This window comes from Oceanobacillus sp. FSL K6-0118 (assembly GCF_038006665.1).
Lineage (GTDB): Bacteria > Bacillota > Bacilli > Bacillales > Amphibacillaceae > Oceanobacillus > Oceanobacillus caeni.
This window is the reverse complement of the sequence record NZ_JBBOVR010000001.1, coordinates 1925968-1942876: the sequence shown is the minus strand read 5'-3', so window position 1 is coordinate 1942876 and position 16909 is coordinate 1925968. Positions and strand designations below refer to the sequence as shown.

Genomic DNA, 16909 nt, shown 5'->3' with positions numbered 1-16909 from the left:
CAAACTAGCCACCCCCAAATAATTTCATGAGATTCCTCATGGTAATGAACATTAATTCGAATAATTTTTTAGCAAGTGTGTAATATAAGCTTAAAAACACAAAAATAGCAATAAAACTAACAAGAATTTTTAATGGAAGTCCGACTACAAATACATTAAGCTGCGGCACAGCTCTTGCAACAATTCCCAATGCTATATCTACTAAAAATAAACAACCAACGATGGGAATAGCCATTTGGAAGGCAATGAGAAACATTGTATTAAAACTATCAATTACAAAATCGGCTATCGATTTATTAGCAAATGGAATAAATTGATCGATACCGATAAATTCATAACTATTTACTATCCCATCAATAATCAGATAATGACCATTTACGGATAATAAAAAAAGGAGTGATACAATATTTAAAAATTGCCCGGTTAAAGGACTCTGAGCACCTGTCTGTGGATCCATCACATTGGCAATAGCGAATCCCATTTGAAAATCAATAAATCCCCCAGCAACCTGTACAGCAGAAATAATAATAAAAGCAATAAGACCAATTAATAAACCGACCATAACCTCTTTCATTAATAAAAATACATACGTATGATTCATTATGATAGTAGGACTATCTACTGTATAAGACATAATTAACGCTAAAAAGAAACTAAATCCAAGCTTAAATGGGAAAGGTATGGTTCGGTAAGAAAATAATGGCATCGTTACAAAAAAAGAAAAAACACGTGCAAATAAAAGCAATAATATTGGGAAACTAACTATAGATTCTCCTAACATACATTACCCTGCAAACTGATTTAAATTTTGAAAAATATTAACAGTAAAATCAACGATTAAATTAAGCATCCATGGTCCCAAAAAAACTAACCCTACTAATACTGCTATGATTTTTGGAACGAATGCCAAGGTTTGTTCTTGAATTTGCGTTGTTGCTTGAAAAATACTTATGATTAATCCAACTGCAACAGCCAAAATCAATAACGGTCCTGCGATTAGTAATAATGTATAAATTGCATTTTCCGCCAATGATATTACATGTTCACTGCTCATTCTTCTGTGCCTCTTTCAATGTAAATTACTTTTAAAAACTTTGTAGCAATGAATTCGTAATTAAATACCATCCATCTACAAGTACAAATAATAAGATTTTAAACGGTAAGGAAATCATTACTGGTGGTAGCATCATCATTCCCATCGACATTAAAATACTAGCTACTGCCATATCAATAATTAGAAATGGAATAAAAATCATAAAGCCCATTTGAAAAGCTGTTTTTAACTCACTGATGGCAAACGCCGGTACTAAAGTCGTAAGAGGAATCTCCTTTATACTTTCAGGTCTTTCTGCATTTGTATAATTTAAAAATAATGCTAAATCTTTCTGCCTTGTCTGTTTTGCCATAAATTCCTTTAATGGGATACTAGCTTTCGTGTAAGCTTCATCTAATGTTATTTCCTCATCAAATAAAGGTTCTAAAGCATCTTCATAAACTACATGAAAAGTCGGTGCCATAATAAAAAAAGTTAAAAATAATGCAATCCCAATTAATACTTGATTTGGTGGCATTTGTTGGGTCGCAAGTGATGTTCGGACAAAGGACAAAACAATAATGATTCTAGTAAAACTAGTCATTAATATTAATATTGCCGGTGCTAGGGACAAAACAGTTAATAATAAAATTAGCTTTACAGATGTAGCGACATTCGTCGGGTCAGAACTTGAAAACATATCTATAAAATTACTCATGTTTATCTTCCTTTTGATTATGAATCAAGTCATTTCGATTTTGTTTCAATTTTTCAAGTTCATTTGAAAATAATCTTTTAAAATCTTTTTTATGATTGGTATTGGCCCCGTTAGATTTGAATGATGGTAACAACGAACGAGCCATAGTGTCGTTCGTCACATTCATATTGTTTATTAATTCTTGTTTTACTTCTTCATCTGTAATTTCTTCTAACAAGTTAATATCGTCACCTACACCAATTACATATACTTTAGGTCCTACCCGAATAATTTGGATTGATTTACTCTGTCCTAACGATATACCACCTAAGTTTTCTACCATTTTTCCTTTTGGAGTTAATTTGTTCCGCTGATTTAAAAACTTTAACACAATGTAAATAAGGGCTATTACAAGAATTAATGCAAAAACCATTTTTATTAAATCAAACAGAACTAATCCCTGATTAGAATCCTCCGAAAATATCTTTTCATTTTCTGGAGGTTCTACGTTTCTATTCTCTTCATCACAATTCTCTTCAGCTATACAGTCCATTACGCTATCAGGAGATGCGATAACATCCATTGGAGATGCAGTAGTAAAATATATAAAACAAACTAGAAAACCATATAGGAAATTTTTACCCAACTTGCTCACTCTCTTTTAACCTATCACTTTTTGAATTGCTTCCATTACACGATCTGCCTGAAACGGTTTTACAATAAAGTCTTTGGCACCAGCCTGAATTGCATCAATAACCATTGCCTGTTGCCCCATTGCGGAACACATAATAACTTTTGCTTCTGGATTAACTTCTTTAATTTGTTTTAGAGCAGTAATACCGTCCATTTCCGGCATTGTAATATCCATTGTAACTAGATCTGGAGATAATTCTTTATATTTTTCTACAGCCTGTGCTCCATCTTGAGCTTCTCCCACTACTTCAAAACCATTTTTCGTTAAGATATCTTTAATCATCATACGCATAAACGCTGCATCGTCAACGATCAGTACTTTTTTACTCATTATTTTTTCCTCCTAATTATTATCTTAAAAGATGTCTAGCTCCTGCGCCCAGCGACTAGCGAGACTTCCTTCACCTCCGTACGATAAGTCAACATCGACTCACTTCGTTCGTCGTGTTTCCTTTATCTCCTACGGCTCAGTACAGCCCGTACGTCGCTAAACGGGCGCTTCCGCTTTTCCTATTTTAATTTCATTAATCGATCCGTTTTGCTTACAATATCTGTAACTCTTACACCAAAATTCTCGTCTATTACAACAACTTCCCCTGTCGCAATTAGCTTATTATTAACAAGTATATCTACTGGTTCTCCAGCCAATTTATCTAGTTCAATGATGGATCCTTTACTAAATTCAATTATATCCCTTATGGCACGCTTTGTTCTTCCCAGTTCAACTGTTACATTTAACGGAATATCCATAAGCATATCCAAGTTTCGATGTTCATTTTGATTCAAATCAACTTTTTCAAGTTCTGAAAAAGAAGCTCCTTGAACTTGAGATTGTTCAGGTACCATACTATTTCCTATAAATTGCGGATTATGTTGTTGTACCGATTGATTCGAAGCTGGTTCTGAATAATGATTCTGATTGGGTTGTTCCTTATGAACTAATTCATTATGATCTAATTCATTATTTTCAAGTACAGGTAAGTCAGCACTTTCCGGTTCAGCTTCATTAGAATCATTTAATAGCTGCGATACGGTTTGTTTTGCAAAACTAATAGGCATTAACTGCATCATATTAGAATCAATTAAATCCCCAATCTTTAATGTAAATGAAATCTTCACATAGGATTCTTCTTGAAAAATATCTTTCTGATCCACTGTATCATCTATTACAGACGGTGGTGATATGTCTACCTTCGTATTAAATATGGTCGACATACTAGTAGCTGCAGTACCCATCATTTGATTCATCGCTTCTTGTACCGCACTTAAATGGATTTCATTCAATTCAGTTTCTGGATTTAAACCATCCCCACCTAGCATTACATCAGCAATAATAGCTGCATCAAGTGCTTTAATAATGAATACATTTTTTCCTGTTAATCCTTCTATATAGTTCACCTGAACACTAACAGGTTCAAACGTTATAGAATTGGCTAAATCCGTTTTATTTATAATGGAAACCTCAGGTACAGTAATTTCTACTTTCTGATTTAGGAGTGTAGATAAAGTAGTAGCAGAACTTCCAAATGAAATATTTCCTATTTCTCCTAACGTGTCAATCTCAATATTTGATAGTTTTTCTTCTGTTTTATTTTCAAGAGAATCTTGTGCTTCATCTTGTGAACCAATGTTTAAAAGCGCGTCAATTTCCTCTTGTGTTAACATTCCATCATCATTGGGCACCCTTATTCACCCCTTATCATTTCATCTAATATTTGCACAGACATTTTGTTCTTATGTTTTCCAGGTTGAACATAATATTTAGGTTGGTTATTTATAATTAAAGTTAAAGGATCATCAATAGCTGTATTCAACGCTATGACATCTCCCTTCTTTAATTTTAAAAACTCATCAATTGTAATATTTGCATTTCCTAAAATGGAAGTAATTAATACCTCCGCTTCCTGTACTTGTTTTGACAATAAATGGTACGCCTCATCGTCTCTCGTATTTTGATGAGATTGCATCCAATAATGTTCCGATAATTTCGGAATGATTGGTTCTAAAATAACATGAGGAATACAAATATTAATAACACCACTTGATTCCCCAACAGTAGTTGTTAAGGAAACAACCACCACCGTTTCATTTGGTGCAACCATTTGAATAAACTGGGGGTTCTCTTCAAAATCTTCCAGTACTGGATCGATTTCTGCAATGGAATTCCAAGCTTCAGCAAGACAGTATACCCCTTTTTCAAATAATTGGGTAAGTAGTAGTTTTTCTATTTCAGTAAAACTACTATTTTTATTCGAAGCCGTTCCTTTTCCACCTAAAATTCGTTCGATTAACGCATATGCTATGTTAGGATTTATTTCAACAATTAATTTACCATCAAGTGGTGCTACACTGTAAATATTCAAAACTGTCAATCTTGGTATCGACCTAACAAATTCCTCATATGGTACCTGATCAACGGATGTAACAGAGATATTTACATACGTTCTCAACTGAGTTGTGAAAAAAGTGGTCAGTAATCTAGCGTAATTTTCATGGATTCGTGAAATACTTCGGATTTGATCTTTTGAAAAGCGTAATGCCCTTTTAAAATCATAGGCCCTTACTTTCTTTTCCTTCTCTTCTTTTTTTAATTGTTCTGCATCCATTTCACCTGATGTTATGGCTGAAAGTAGTGCATCAATTTCATTTTGCGATAGAATTTCTTCCATAATGACACTCACCTCCAAAGTGGAGTTATTGCAAGATCTTGTTTATTGTGTATACGTCAATAACTTCTCCTTCAGTCATTACTTCATTTAATTTAGTTTTTAGTTGTAATTCTATATCTGTCAAATTAGATTTAAAGTCTTTCTCTGTTTTTGTTGCGAGCTCCTTGATTAATATATTTTTTAATTGAAAGTCGCGTTTTTCTATTTCTTCTTTGGCGTCTTTATTGTTTGTTACGATTTGAAATTGCACTCTTACAAAACTACCATCTGATAAATCTGTTGTAATCTCAGGTGTTTGATAGGAATATTCAACCATTTTATCGATACCCAACTCTTCAGATTGATCATTAGCATCTGTTACATTTATTACGACAACAAAACCTGCAATCACAACTATCAATAATATAGCTAAAGATGTTAGCATCGTTTTCACTAATTTACTCATTTCTATCACCTGTTTTCGCGGGAAATTGAAATCCTATCGTCTGGTAAAAAGAAGTTACCTTTTGGACAATATCGGTTTTATTATTTTTTACAACTAATTTTTTACCATTAATTAGTGTAATGGTCGTACTGTCAGGTAACGATTCTACTTGTTCAATTAGCATGGCATTCAGATTAAATGAATCCCCATTTAAACGTATTAATTCAATCATATACGGTGGTAGAGACATAGTTTAATAGTCTCTACCTACCTCCTTATTATCGTTTTAAGTTAACAAGTTCTTGTAAAATTTCATCTGATGTTGTAATAATTCTAGTATTTGCTTGGAAAGCACGTTGAGCCGTAATCATTTCTGTAAATTCTTCAGCGAGATCAACGTTGGACATTTCTAATGAACCACTTATGATAGATGCGGTTCCTTCTGTTTCAGGTGTCGCTATACCATTAAACCCAGCATTTGGTGTATTTAGATAAAGATTGCTCCCAGCTTTTTCTAACCCTGCCGGATTGGAAAAATTCGCAATTCCTATCGTGTCAGCAGTCTCTGTTCCACCTTGTGCATTGATAAAATTAACTACCCCATTTTTTTGAATACTAAAGCTTTGTGCATCATTTGGTATTTGAATATTATTCCCGTCCACACTTTGTAAATAATTTCCATTCGCATCAACAATAAATCCCTCGTCATCCAAATAAAAATTTCCTGCACGTGTGTAGTAAGTAGTACCATTGCCTTCAACTACAAACATTCCATCCCCTTCCAAGGCAAGGTCTAATGGATTGCTCGTAATTTGACGGAACCCCTGAGTTTGGATATTATCAATTGATCCTAGTTGCCCACCTAATCCAACTTGCGATGCATTAATACCACCCTTTGCACCAGTTGGGCCCTCGGCTCCTTTTGTTGTTTGACTTAACATATCTTGAAACGCCACTCTTCCTTTTTTAAATCCAACAGTGTTTACATTGGCGATATTGTTACCTATCACATCTAATTTAGTTTGAAAGTTTTTCGTCCCTGAAATTCCAGCATACATTGAACGTAACATTTTTTATTTTCCCCTTTCAAAATTAGCTGTATCTGTCATTCAACAGCTATTGGCCCCCCATATGGGTCCAGCCTATCCATTTATTAAAATCGTTCCATTAATATTAGTAAATATTTTATGATTTGCTTCTTCTCTGTTCATTGCGGTAACTACCGTATTATTCTTTGTACTAACTAGTAAAGCAGCTTGGTTCGTTACCACCAATGAATCGGTTATTCCTTTTTTTCTTGCTTCTGCCACTTTCGTTTCTATCAATTGCCACTCTTTGTCTTCTATATTGATATTTCGCTCCGTTAATCGTTGACTGGCATGTTTACTAATTTTTAATTTTTGTTCATTCGCTAAAATATCCTTAAAAGAATGAATAGCATTATTTGATACTTTCTTTTCTCCTACTGGAAAATGTAGGGCATAATGTGATGGTACTTGATGAACTCGATGATCCAGTTTTATCACTTCCCCTATTACTTGTTTATCATCTGTTACATCAATTTAAACTAACTTTTGAAACTTTAGTTACTTCAACTTTTTCTTTATTATCTAACTCCAATATTGCAATACCATCACGTTGGCTCACTGCAATAACTTTTCCAGTTTCTTCGCGGGAAGTTTCAGAATCCTCTCCGCTAGAAAGGTAGGTTACATCTTTGCCAATCAAGTGACTATATTGGGTAACCGGTGATTCGACCTGACTATTAACAAGTAACTCAATGGATTTAGACATATTCATCATTTGTTCCAATGAAGTCAGTGTAGCCATTTGTTGAACCATTTCATTTTCATTCATTGGAGCTGTTGGATCTTGATTTTGTAATTGTGTCATCAGTATTTTTAAAAAGCCATCTTTATCTATAGTAGGTTTTGGTTCCCTACTTGTATTTTGGTTAGATAGGTATAATGATGGGTCGATTTTATTCATTATTTAAGTCCCCTATACTTTGACATTCATTAAAAGGTCTTGAAAGGTTAACTCCTTGTCGTCTTCGGAAGTATGGTTTCTTTCTTGATTCGAGTGATTAGATTGTTGTTCACCGTTTCCTTCCCATTGATGATTGGAGCTAGATTCCCTTTGCATCATATTTCCTTGTGTATGTAACTCTTGTTTTTCTATCATTACCTGATGCGGAAGAAACATATTCCTTAACTGATTCATATTAGATTCAAGCATTTCCTTAGCAACTTGAGTAGAAACAACAATTTTAACAGTCATTTCTCCATTCATTTGCATCAGTCTTACTCTCAGTTCCCCTAAGTTTTCAGGGTTTAATCTAATAGATAGCTGATTCGTCCCATTTGGAGTAGCTAAAAATCGACTTGATTTCATAATGGATTCAAATTGTTTGAGTAACTGTTGATTTACAGTTGTTTTATCTTGATTATTGTTTAAATGAATCACATGCTGCTCTATTTTCGATAAGGGGGTACCAGTATGAATTTGATTCGTTGAAACCTGCTCTAGCAGATTATGTTTCTCAAACGATTTTACCAACCATTTTGTTACATCTTTACTCGTAACTTCCGAGTGATCATTGTACTTCTGTTTCATTGATTCCCTTTTAGAAAATGAATCGATTAAATCTTTCCAAATGATTTGTTCTTCATTGTCGACGTTACTTTGTTGAAGAATAGTATTTAAGTTTTCGCCTGATTTATCCAGTTTCAAATAGTCCTTTAAAAGTTCTAACACTTTAGGTGAAATTTTTGGTAAATCATCTGGATTTTTAATTTGTTTTATTAAACTATCAAAATCCAAAATAATATCTTTCAAAGTACCTTTGTTTTCTACTAGTGTTTCTTTATTCATACCATTGGTTATCAGTGGGCTACTTTCAGTTTGCATGATAAAGGCACCATCTGTAGTTAAATGTGTATAGTCACTTTGGAAACCATTATTTGTCTCTTGCGTTTGTTCTTCTAGTTTATTAATGAATTGAAGTACATCTCTTATCAATACATGATCAACTGTTTCAGGTTTTTCCAAAATTTGATCTATCAACATAGCAAGCTGGTTATGTATGATTTGATTTTGTTCTTCTATTTCGTTCATGTTCTGTAAAAAATCCATTAGCTCTTCTTGATTCACTGGTTGTTTTTCATTCTCCTGCGAAACTTCCTCTTGATTATCCCGCTCATAAGAAGATTGTTCGTCTGTTAACACGTTATCTTCTTGTTCTAACTTTAATCCATTAACATTTGTATTATCCAAATCACCTATATCGGGACCTTGATTGTTTAGAATTTGTTCAAAAGAAGGATTTTCCGTAACGGTAAACTTCCCCTGATTCATCGGTTCCATAACTTTATCCAACAAAGGAATAGAAGTGCCAACGGTATTCATTACTTCACCTCCTTTCAATAGGGAAATTATTAATTTTCCATTAAATTCTTGGTAACTTCTGCAGCTTTTTTAGGGTCCATCTCTTGTAATATCTCGCCACGAGAATCATTAGACATTGCATTTAAAATGGATACAACACTAGATCGATCACTCATGTTTTCCAATATTTCAGCCGCTTTTTCCGGTGCCATTTTCTCATATGATTTTGCCACTGTTTTTACTTTTTTATTGGAGTCTTCCTCTTCCAATTCCTTTGTTTCTTGGATATTTTTAGTATCCGAATCATTCTTTTCTAATCGAGTAATTTCTCTTTCTAACTCTTGGATTTGTGCTTCCTGATCATCCATACTTTGATTTAGATCTTCAATTTTTTTATCTTTTTCTTCAATTACTTTTTGTAAATGCATTTCTGTGGATTGTTGTGGTTCCTCATCATCTTTACTTATCATATTAGAAACAATGGGGACATTATTGCCTTTTTCTTTTAACCAGTCAAATGTATTAAATCCAGCTATATTTAGAATAACTAGTACTATAGAAATAACTACGGCAACTGGTATAACTACTGCAAATAAGAACCAAAGAAATGGATTTATCTTTCTATTTTTATCTTTTTCTTTTTTCGCCATGAACTCACCTATTTTTACTGTTCATAAATTGATTTAATGAAATTTCATCCATAAACGCATTTTCTACTTTTTTAAGATAATGACGTTCCTCGTTTGTTCGACGTTCTATTAACTTTTCAAACTTTTTCACTTCAATATGAGCGTCTGTTAATTCAGCTTGTTTTAATTCCATTTCGTTTCTTGCTTTATTGACCTTTTGTTGAAAGGCAAGAATGTCATCTTTTATAGAATCGATATAAAAGGAAATCTGTTTAATCTGGTGCAAAGGTACACTAGCGTTTATGTAATCTTCATACATTTTTTCAGCATTCTCTTTTTTCTTCAATAAACGATATAAATCCATAGCTACGGATTCAAATTTTTCCGTTGACTGGGTATAATCTTTCTGAACCATTTTCTTTTCATTTTCTCTAAGTTGTAAAATTTTAGTGAGAACCATTGTATTAGCCATTTATTCATCCTCCGTTTAACAAGCTATCCATAGAATGAATGGTTTCTTCTAAAGAAATGACTTCTTCGACATCTTGTTTTAAAAATGCTTGAATTTTTGGATATAAAGATATTGCACGATCGATATCTTTATTTGTGCCCGGTTTATATGCACCAATGTTGATTAATTCTACATTATCTTCATAACTTGATATGAAAGTTCTTAATAGATTTGCATTTCTTTGGTGTTCTTTCGTAGTAACTTGATTCATCACCCGGCTAACAGATTTCAAAACGTTTATTGCTGGGTATTGACCACGTTCAGCAATTTTTCTATCCATTACAAAGTGGCCATCTAAAATACCTCTCACCGTGTCAGCGATTGGTTCATTCATGTCATCTCCATCAACTAGTACCGTATAAAAGGCGGTAATCGTGCCCGAAGCGTTTGTCCCAGTCCGTTCTAAGAGTTTTGGTAGAATGGAAAAAACAGAAGGTGTATATCCTTTCGTCGTTGGAGGTTCACCGACTGCAAGCCCAATTTCTCTTTGGGCCATCGCTACACGTGTTACAGAATCCATCATTAAATTAACTTGGTAACCAAGATCCCTAAAATATTCACTAATTGCTGTAGCAGTATAAGCCCCCTTGATCCTCATTAACGCAGGTTGATCAGAAGTGGCTACTACAACAATAGATCGTTTTAATCCTTCTGGGCCTAAATCCTTCTCAATAAATTCCCTAACTTCTCTCCCACGCTCCCCAATTAGAGCAATGACATTAATATCTGCCTTACTATTTCTAGCTATCATACCTAGTAATGTACTTTTCCCAACTCCACTTCCTGCAAATATACCGATTCTTTGTCCTTTACCTACTGTCAGTAAAGAATCTATCACTTTAACTCCTACCTGTATTGGTTCAGAAATAGGAGGGCGAAGCATGGGATTAGGAGGGGTCTGATCGGTTGATATACTAGTTAACCCTTTGGGAAGCGGAGTTTGATCTAAAGGATATCCTAATGGGTCAACAACGGAACCAATTAAATCACTTCCTGCTTTAACTGTTAATGACTTTCCAGTTGATTCTACTAAACAACCAGGGCCAATTTCATTTACTTCGGAATAAGGCATTAAAATAATCTTCTCATTATTAAACCCCACTACCTCTGAAAGTATAGGAGCTTTCCCCTTCATCACATGGATATGACAAACATCACCAATATTAGCATGCGGTCCCTGTGATTCTATCATTAGCCCAACGACACGTAACACCTTTCCATAAAATTTATATGGAACGGCCTGATCAATTGCTGAGTAAAGTTGAGCCTCATTCATGACCATTCTCCTGTACAACATCTTGTAATATTTGCTTTATTTGACTTAATTGCGTATCAATACTTGCATCGATTTGACCAAAGGGATGCTCAACAATACATGCATTTACATCCAATTCCTCTTTAACATAAATAGATAGTTTCAAATTGTTTTCTAAAAGCTGAGTTAATTCCTGCTTATGATCTAAAACAAATGAATATTTATTTGGATGCAAATAAATAGAAATATCCGATTGGTCCTGCAATTCTTTTATTGCGATTTTGATAATATCAAAAAATGCATTTGAGTCTTCTTCTATCTTCTGATTTAATATTTTTTCCGCTACATAAATAGCTAAATTTAGAATAGATTCGTCACTTTTCGCAACTATTGCATGATATTCCTCATTTGCACGTTTGATAACAGAATTTGTCTGGTCAATTAAATCCCGATATTCTCGTAAAGCCTGTTCTTCACCTGCGGAATAGCCGCTCTTATATCCTTCTTCTTTTGCTTTTTCAATCCACTCATTTTTCTCTTGTTGCCAATTGTTTTTTTCGGTTTCAATTTCCTTTTTTGTCGTTTCTATTTGTTTAGCTTGTTGGGTCTTTAACAAATTTAGTTGCTCCATGGCTGAACGAATTTCATTTTGAATGTTATCCAGCTCATCTTGTTTTGAGAGCCCACTATTCACGTGTTCTTCCGTCTTAAAAAATTCATGTGATTTGATTTTAATTACCCGTTTTTGTGCTGGCGAATGATTCATTTTCTGTGAATCAAACAATGATATCATCTCCTCCACCACGTGCAATAACAATTTCGCCAATATCCTCTAGTTTTCTAATAGTAGAGACTATTCTAGTTTGTGCTTCTTCTACATCAAGTAATCGAACAGGACCCATGTATTCCATTTCCTCTTTAAATGTTTCCACCATACGTTGGGACATATTAGAAAAGATTAGATTTTTCACTTCTTCACTAGAAACTTTCAATGCCAATCTTAAATCCTCATCATCTACTTCACGAATCACACGTTGGATTGCGCGGTTATCAAGTATAACAATGTCTTCAAAAATGAACATCCGTTTCTTAATTTCATCAACAAGTTCTGGTTCTTGTGTCTCCAAAGCATCGAGAATTGTTTTTTCAGTACTTCTGTCTACTTCATTCAATACATCTACAACAGCTTGAATTCCACCAGTTTGTGTATAATCTTCTGTAATAGTACTGGATAAATTTCTCTCTAGGACTTGTTCAACTTGGTTAATGATCTCAGGTGAGGTAGAATCCATCGTTGCAATTCGTTTCGCCACATCAGCCTGCATTTCCTGCGGTAATGCGGATAGTATTTGACCCGCTTGTTCCGAATCTAAATAGGAAAGAACCAATGCTATAGTCTGCGGATGTTCACCCTGGATATAGTTTAAAAGTTGTTGTGGGTCAGCCTTCCTTGCAAAATCAAAAGGTCTGACCTGTAACGATGATGTTAGCCTATTAATGATGTTTGAAGCTTCCTGTTTACCAAATGCTTTTTCCAGTACAGTTTTTGCATAGCCAATCCCACCTTGCGAAATATAATCCTGAGCAACAACTATTTGGTGAAATTGTTCGATTATGTCCTCTTTAACATTCGGATCTACTTTTTTTACAGAAGAAATTTCCAAACTTAACCTTTCAATTTCTTCGTCTGTTAAGTATTTATAAACCTGAGCAGACACATCAGGACCGAGTGCGATTAAAAGAATTGCAGCTTTCTGTTTTCCTGTTAATACAACGTCTTTTGATCTAACCATAATCTCCCTCCTAATCTTCACCGATCCAACTTCTCAACAATTTAGCAAACTCTTCAGGGTTTTCTTTTGCAACTTTTTCTAATTGTTTCCTTCTAACGACTGAATCTGATTCCACTTCATGTTCCAAATCTGGTATTTCATTTATACTTTGAGAGATAACTGTATCTTCTACTTCTTCTTCAAATTCATCTTTCGTTTTTCTATTTTTAAATAACATAAAAACTAGGATTAAAATAATAATCAGTAATATAGCTCCAGCGATATACATCCATATAGGAATGGTTGGTTTCACAGCATCTTCAGTTGTTGACCCATCGGTAAATTCCTGAAATACTATTGAAACTTTCTCATCTGGATCAATTTCCCCGTATTCTTCATCAATAGATGTCGATACAATGGAATCTAATATGGATGAAATCCCATCCTGAACAGCATTCTGTTCTTGTTGGGATAAATATTCAGGCTTACCTGTGACGTTTTTCACACTGTCTACCGCAACTTGAACACCTAAATCTCTTACTTTGTATGGACTTTCTACAATCTCTTTGCGAATACGATTAAACTCATAATTAATTGTTTCCTTGTCCATCTCGTAGTCGCCATTTCCATCTTCTTCATTTGCTTGATAATTGGTTACATCTTCATCCCCGGTTCCGGCAACACCACCTTGTGCACCATCACCTGAATAAGATTCTTTAATGGTCTCCATACTAACAGGAAGGCCTTCCATATCATCAATGTTTACTGGCTCTACTAATTCCTCAGTTCTATTTTCTTGAGTAAAATCTATATTGGCGGTCACCGAAACTATTACATTTTCCATCCCAACCATATTACCGAGCATTTGTTGTAGACGTTTTTGTATATCACGTTCAACATCATGTTTCACTTTCTGCTGATATGTATGTGCATCTTGTGCTAGATATTGACTTTGTGATTCTTGATCATAATACTCAAAATACTGATTCATAATAACGATGTTTTCCTGTGGTAAATTAGGAACAGCCTGTGAAACGAGATTATATAGTGCATTTATTTGGTTTCCTTGAAATTGATAACCTGGTTTTGTATTTAAAACTATAGATGCACTAGCTTCACCAACTGTATCACTTGCAAAAATAGGTTCTTTCGGAATATTAATCATAACCTTAGCGTCATTAATTCCTTCAATACTTTTCATTAAATTAGCAAGTTCCGTTTGCATTGCATCAAGTTTCATAATATCAAACTCATTATCCGTAATACCCCAAGAAGATTTTTCACTGAAAAAGGAATAATCTATATTCCCACTATTAGGTATCCCTTGCCCGGCTAAATCAACTAGTAATGAATCACCTTGTTCTTCTGGAACCGAAATGGTGGTCCCACCATTTGACAATTCATATGGAATACTTCTTGAATCCAATTCTGTTTTAATTTGATCCACTTCTTGTAATGACAAATCACTATATAATGTTACGTACTTTGTCTTAGAAGTTAGCAACACCGTTCCAACAATAATAATAATCAGCAATAGTATCGAACTAATAAAGATTATCTTTTGTTTTTTAGAACGGTTTGTCCAAAAAGAAACAGTTGAATCCTTCCATTTTAATAACTTCTCTTTCATTCATAATATCCCCTAACTAAAGCGCAAAAAAAATTAACTAGTAGTGCGTGTTCAAAAAGGAGGATGAAAAGGACCAAGGTCGGCTAAAGTCGTAACGCTCTGGGACTCCGACTACTCGTCTCACCGTAAAAATTTGTTGCAACGCTGCCCCTACATAGTGGCATGTTATTCTCACCGGACTTTTTGAACATCCTCTAGAAATAAATTAGACTTGCATTCTCATAATCTCGTTATAAGCATCTATCACTTTTTTTTGAATTTGCACTGTAGTTTCTAAAGTGATACTCGCCTTTTGTGCTGTGATCATCACATCATGTAGGTCATCGATATTTCCACTTGCGAGAGCTTCCGTTTTCTTGTCTGATTCAATTTGAATTTTGTTCAAACTATCGACTGCACCTTTTAATACATTTGCAAAGTTTTGTTTTGATTCTACAGATGAACCTACTTTTTTTGTTGGTATTGAATTTACATTCATACCAATTGAATCAATTCCCGGATTCATACCATAATCTCCTTATTTCTTATTTTCCGATTTCTAAAGCTTTCATTAACATGCTTTTACTAGAATTAACGGCTGTTATATTTGCTTCATAAGATCTTGTTGCACTCATTAAATCGACCATTTCTTGAAGTGGATCAACATTTGGCAACCGTACATAACCATTTTCGTCCGCATCAGGATGATTTGGATTAAACTCTAATTTAAACGGTTTTTCATCTTCAACTATTTTGGAAACTTTTACACCTAAGGAAGAATTGTTATTTCTTGATGCTTTCTCAAGGTATTGTTGAAAACTTTTCTTATCTGATTCAAGTACGACCATTTTCCTTCTATAAGGGTCATATTCCCCATTTTCATTTATTTTTGCACGAGTTGTTTGCGCATTAGCGATATTAGATGAAACAACATCCATCCGTAATCTTTGTGCCGTTAATGCACTTGCACTCGTATTCAAAGCATCAAAAATCGACATAATTAATTTCCACCTCTTACTACGGTTCTAATACTATTAAACTTGCCATTCATACGGTCAACTAAACTATTATAATAGATCTGATTTTTGGCTAAGTCACTCATCTGTTTATCTATATCCACATTATTACCATTGTGATTATAAATAGTGTTATTTTTTGTTATGACACGATATGTAGAATTACTTTCCGAATGAAACGAAAGGTGTTTATCATTTGTCTTTTTAGCTTCTAAATTTGATTGAACGGCATCGTCTAATATATTTTTAAAAACTACATCTTTTGCTTTATAGTTAGGCGTATCGACATTTGCAATATTATTAGAAATGACTCGATTTTTGGTTGATGCATAATCAAGTGAATTTTCTAACGTACGAATAGTACTTCCAAATAAATCCACCGGTATCCCCCCTATTACTTATAAATATATTTTACAAATATGTTACTAAATGATTACACTAGAACATTTTAATTTATTCAGAGGTCAAAGTCACTACATTTCGACATTTTTTGCTCCAAAGTGAAAAAATTTATTTGTATTAATTACCATTAGTTGGGAGTTTAATCACAAAATAGATAACGGACTTCCATCGGTAGGGGCTTTCCTTCATCCCTCACCTACCTTATTTGTTTCGCCGGAAGCTTGAGGTGGGTCTTACAGCCCGTTTAGATGTGATAAACTTTTAAAACACCTGATGTAAAGTAATAATTTTTCACTAATACTTATTACCTATATCATTTTAACTTATTTAATTAAAAAACGATACATAAAATGTCGAAATTTGCATGAACAGAAATGTGACTTTTATGTGAATAATAATAACAATAACAACACAGAGGTTTAAAATTGGGGTATCATTTTAAATTCCTTGGAGATTATAAACAGAAGGGTATTGGAAAATTTCAAAAACAAAGGCGCAAGCGCCCGTTTAGCGACGTACGGACTGGACTGAGCCGTAGGAGATAAAGGAAACATGCCCCTTCATAGGGGTATGCCGACGTTGGCCGCAAAGGCCGCACTTAGTCGGCCTTCCTTTAATACTTTGAGTCGATGTTGACTTTCACCACAAGGGTATAAGTGCGACTAAGCCTCTGGTTTCATCCATCGGCAAGTCTTCTTTATCGTGTCATGAGGTGAAGGAAGTCTCGCTAGTCGCTGGGCGCTGGAGCCGGACGTGGCTATTTCTGTATCTAAGTTATCCATAGCCATACAAATTTTCTAATTTCCTGACGA

General features: G+C 34.2%; 22 protein-coding genes. All 22 read right to left on the bottom strand.

What is annotated here, in order from left to right:
* Positions 1 to 4 precede the first annotated feature (4 nt).
* Positions 5 to 781: a flagellar biosynthetic protein FliR gene (fliR, locus tag MHI02_RS10040; protein WP_216883619.1), complete on the bottom strand. Its 777-nt coding sequence runs from the start codon at positions 779 to 781 to the stop codon at positions 5 to 7.
* Positions 782 to 784: 3 nt separating this feature from the next.
* Positions 785 to 1054, bottom strand: coding sequence for a flagellar biosynthesis protein FliQ (fliQ, locus tag MHI02_RS10035; protein WP_341165869.1), 270 nt, complete (start codon positions 1052 to 1054; stop codon positions 785 to 787).
* 31 nt (positions 1055 to 1085) lie between these two features.
* Complete coding sequence (gene fliP / locus MHI02_RS10030) at positions 1086 to 1751, bottom strand: flagellar type III secretion system pore protein FliP (RefSeq protein WP_047186059.1); 666 nt, start codon at positions 1749 to 1751, stop codon at positions 1086 to 1088.
* The gene (locus MHI02_RS10025) at positions 1744 to 2376 is read right to left on the bottom strand and encodes a flagellar biosynthetic protein FliO (RefSeq protein ID WP_047186058.1); all 633 of its coding nucleotides are present in this window, start codon (positions 2374 to 2376) and stop codon (positions 1744 to 1746) included. The genes fliP and MHI02_RS10025 overlap by 8 nt, the downstream gene beginning before the upstream one ends.
* Before the next feature lie 15 nt (positions 2377 to 2391).
* Entirely contained in the window at positions 2392 to 2754 is a 363-nt protein-coding gene (locus tag MHI02_RS10020) for a response regulator (RefSeq protein WP_047186057.1), read from the bottom strand.
* Positions 2755 to 2933: 179 nt separating this feature from the next.
* Positions 2934 to 4088 carry a flagellar motor switch phosphatase FliY gene (gene fliY / locus MHI02_RS10015; protein WP_047186134.1) on the bottom strand — a complete coding sequence of 385 codons (1155 nt, stop codon included), beginning with the start codon at positions 4086 to 4088 and terminating at the stop codon, positions 2934 to 2936.
* A 20-nt stretch (positions 4089 to 4108) separates the two neighbouring features.
* Positions 4109 to 5092: a flagellar motor switch protein FliM gene (gene fliM, locus MHI02_RS10010; protein ID WP_047186056.1), complete on the bottom strand. Its 984-nt coding sequence runs from the start codon at positions 5090 to 5092 to the stop codon at positions 4109 to 4111.
* A gap of 25 nt (positions 5093 to 5117) precedes the next feature.
* Positions 5118 to 5537 (bottom strand): flagellar basal body-associated protein FliL, encoded by a 420-nt coding sequence (gene fliL / locus MHI02_RS10005; protein ID WP_047186055.1) that lies wholly within the window; start codon positions 5535 to 5537, stop codon positions 5118 to 5120.
* A complete protein-coding gene (locus MHI02_RS10000) occupies positions 5530 to 5766 on the bottom strand; it encodes a flagellar FlbD family protein (RefSeq protein ID WP_370447399.1) in 237 nt (78 codons plus the stop codon). The genes fliL and MHI02_RS10000 overlap by 8 nt, the downstream gene beginning before the upstream one ends.
* 28 nt (positions 5767 to 5794) lie before the next feature.
* Positions 5795 to 6586 (bottom strand): flagellar basal body rod protein FlgG, encoded by a 792-nt coding sequence (gene flgG / locus MHI02_RS09995; protein WP_047186054.1) that lies wholly within the window; start codon positions 6584 to 6586, stop codon positions 5795 to 5797.
* Between the two features lie 72 nt (positions 6587 to 6658).
* Positions 6659 to 7033, bottom strand: a complete 375-nt coding sequence (locus tag MHI02_RS09990; protein ID WP_047186132.1) for a TIGR02530 family flagellar biosynthesis protein — start codon at positions 7031 to 7033, stop codon at positions 6659 to 6661.
* 40 nt (positions 7034 to 7073) lie between these two features.
* Positions 7074 to 7505: a flagellar hook assembly protein FlgD gene (gene flgD, locus MHI02_RS09985; RefSeq protein WP_216883622.1), complete on the bottom strand. Its 432-nt coding sequence runs from the start codon at positions 7503 to 7505 to the stop codon at positions 7074 to 7076.
* A gap of 12 nt (positions 7506 to 7517) precedes the next feature.
* Complete coding sequence (locus tag MHI02_RS09980; RefSeq protein WP_047186052.1) at positions 7518 to 8924, bottom strand: flagellar hook-length control protein FliK; 1407 nt, start codon at positions 8922 to 8924, stop codon at positions 7518 to 7520.
* Positions 8925 to 8953: 29 nt separating this feature from the next.
* Entirely contained in the window at positions 8954 to 9553 is a 600-nt protein-coding gene (locus MHI02_RS09975; RefSeq protein WP_047186051.1) for a MotE family protein, read from the bottom strand.
* Positions 9554 to 9557: 4 nt separating this feature from the next.
* A complete protein-coding gene (gene fliJ / locus MHI02_RS09970) occupies positions 9558 to 10004 on the bottom strand; it encodes a flagellar export protein FliJ (protein WP_047186050.1) in 447 nt (148 codons plus the stop codon).
* 4 nt (positions 10005 to 10008) lie between these two features.
* Positions 10009 to 11319, bottom strand: a complete 1311-nt coding sequence (fliI, locus tag MHI02_RS09965) for a flagellar protein export ATPase FliI (protein ID WP_047186049.1) — start codon at positions 11317 to 11319, stop codon at positions 10009 to 10011.
* Positions 11312 to 12082 (bottom strand): flagellar assembly protein FliH, encoded by a 771-nt coding sequence (fliH, locus tag MHI02_RS09960; RefSeq protein ID WP_341165868.1) that lies wholly within the window; start codon positions 12080 to 12082, stop codon positions 11312 to 11314. The genes fliI and fliH overlap by 8 nt, the downstream gene beginning before the upstream one ends.
* A complete protein-coding gene (gene fliG, locus MHI02_RS09955) occupies positions 12075 to 13091 on the bottom strand; it encodes a flagellar motor switch protein FliG (protein WP_047186047.1) in 1017 nt (338 codons plus the stop codon). The genes fliH and fliG overlap by 8 nt, the downstream gene beginning before the upstream one ends.
* 10 nt (positions 13092 to 13101) lie before the next feature.
* A complete protein-coding gene (gene fliF, locus MHI02_RS09950) occupies positions 13102 to 14700 on the bottom strand; it encodes a flagellar basal-body MS-ring/collar protein FliF (RefSeq protein ID WP_047186046.1) in 1599 nt (532 codons plus the stop codon).
* Positions 14701 to 14905: 205 nt separating this feature from the next.
* Entirely contained in the window at positions 14906 to 15205 is a 300-nt protein-coding gene (gene fliE / locus MHI02_RS09945; RefSeq protein ID WP_047186045.1) for a flagellar hook-basal body complex protein FliE, read from the bottom strand.
* A gap of 19 nt (positions 15206 to 15224) precedes the next feature.
* Entirely contained in the window at positions 15225 to 15677 is a 453-nt protein-coding gene (gene flgC, locus MHI02_RS09940; RefSeq protein WP_341165867.1) for a flagellar basal body rod protein FlgC, read from the bottom strand.
* A gap of 2 nt (positions 15678 to 15679) precedes the next feature.
* Positions 15680 to 16075, bottom strand: coding sequence for a flagellar basal body rod protein FlgB (flgB, locus tag MHI02_RS09935; protein WP_341165866.1), 396 nt, complete (start codon positions 16073 to 16075; stop codon positions 15680 to 15682).
* Positions 16076 to 16909 lie beyond the last annotated feature (834 nt).

Coding starts and splice junctions, on each gene's coding strand:
- MHI02_RS10000 (WP_370447399.1), bottom strand. CDS start 5,766: ATGTCTCTACCACCGTATATGATTGAATTAATACGTTTAAATGGGGAT.
- fliR (WP_216883619.1), bottom strand. CDS start 781: ATGTTAGGAGAATCTATAGTTAGTTTCCCAATATTATTGCTTTTATTT.
- fliQ (WP_341165869.1), bottom strand. CDS start 1,054: ATGAGCAGTGAACATGTAATATCATTGGCGGAAAATGCAATTTATACA.
- fliJ (WP_047186050.1), bottom strand. CDS start 10,004: ATGGCTAATACAATGGTTCTCACTAAAATTTTACAACTTAGAGAAAAT.
- flgD (WP_216883622.1), bottom strand. CDS start 7,505: ATGAATAAAATCGACCCATCATTATACCTATCTAACCAAAATACAAGT.
- fliL (WP_047186055.1), bottom strand. CDS start 5,537: ATGAGTAAATTAGTGAAAACGATGCTAACATCTTTAGCTATATTATTG.
- MHI02_RS09980 (WP_047186052.1), bottom strand. CDS start 8,924: ATGAATACCGTTGGCACTTCTATTCCTTTGTTGGATAAAGTTATGGAA.
- MHI02_RS09975 (WP_047186051.1), bottom strand. CDS start 9,553: ATGGCGAAAAAAGAAAAAGATAAAAATAGAAAGATAAATCCATTTCTT.
- MHI02_RS10020 (WP_047186057.1), bottom strand. CDS start 2,754: ATGAGTAAAAAAGTACTGATCGTTGACGATGCAGCGTTTATGCGTATG.
- fliP (WP_047186059.1), bottom strand. CDS start 1,751: ATGAGTAATTTTATAGATATGTTTTCAAGTTCTGACCCGACGAATGTC.
- flgC (WP_341165867.1), bottom strand. CDS start 15,677: ATGTCGATTTTTGATGCTTTGAATACGAGTGCAAGTGCATTAACGGCA.
- fliM (WP_047186056.1), bottom strand. CDS start 5,092: ATGGAAGAAATTCTATCGCAAAATGAAATTGATGCACTACTTTCAGCC.
- fliG (WP_047186047.1), bottom strand. CDS start 13,091: ATGGTTAGATCAAAAGACGTTGTATTAACAGGAAAACAGAAAGCTGCA.
- fliY (WP_047186134.1), bottom strand. CDS start 4,088: ATGTTAACACAAGAGGAAATTGACGCGCTTTTAAACATTGGTTCACAA.
- fliF (WP_047186046.1), bottom strand. CDS start 14,700: ATGAAAGAGAAGTTATTAAAATGGAAGGATTCAACTGTTTCTTTTTGG.
- fliI (WP_047186049.1), bottom strand. CDS start 11,319: ATGAATGAGGCTCAACTTTACTCAGCAATTGATCAGGCCGTTCCATAT.
- flgG (WP_047186054.1), bottom strand. CDS start 6,586: ATGTTACGTTCAATGTATGCTGGAATTTCAGGGACGAAAAACTTTCAA.
- fliE (WP_047186045.1), bottom strand. CDS start 15,205: ATGAATCCGGGAATTGATTCAATTGGTATGAATGTAAATTCAATACCA.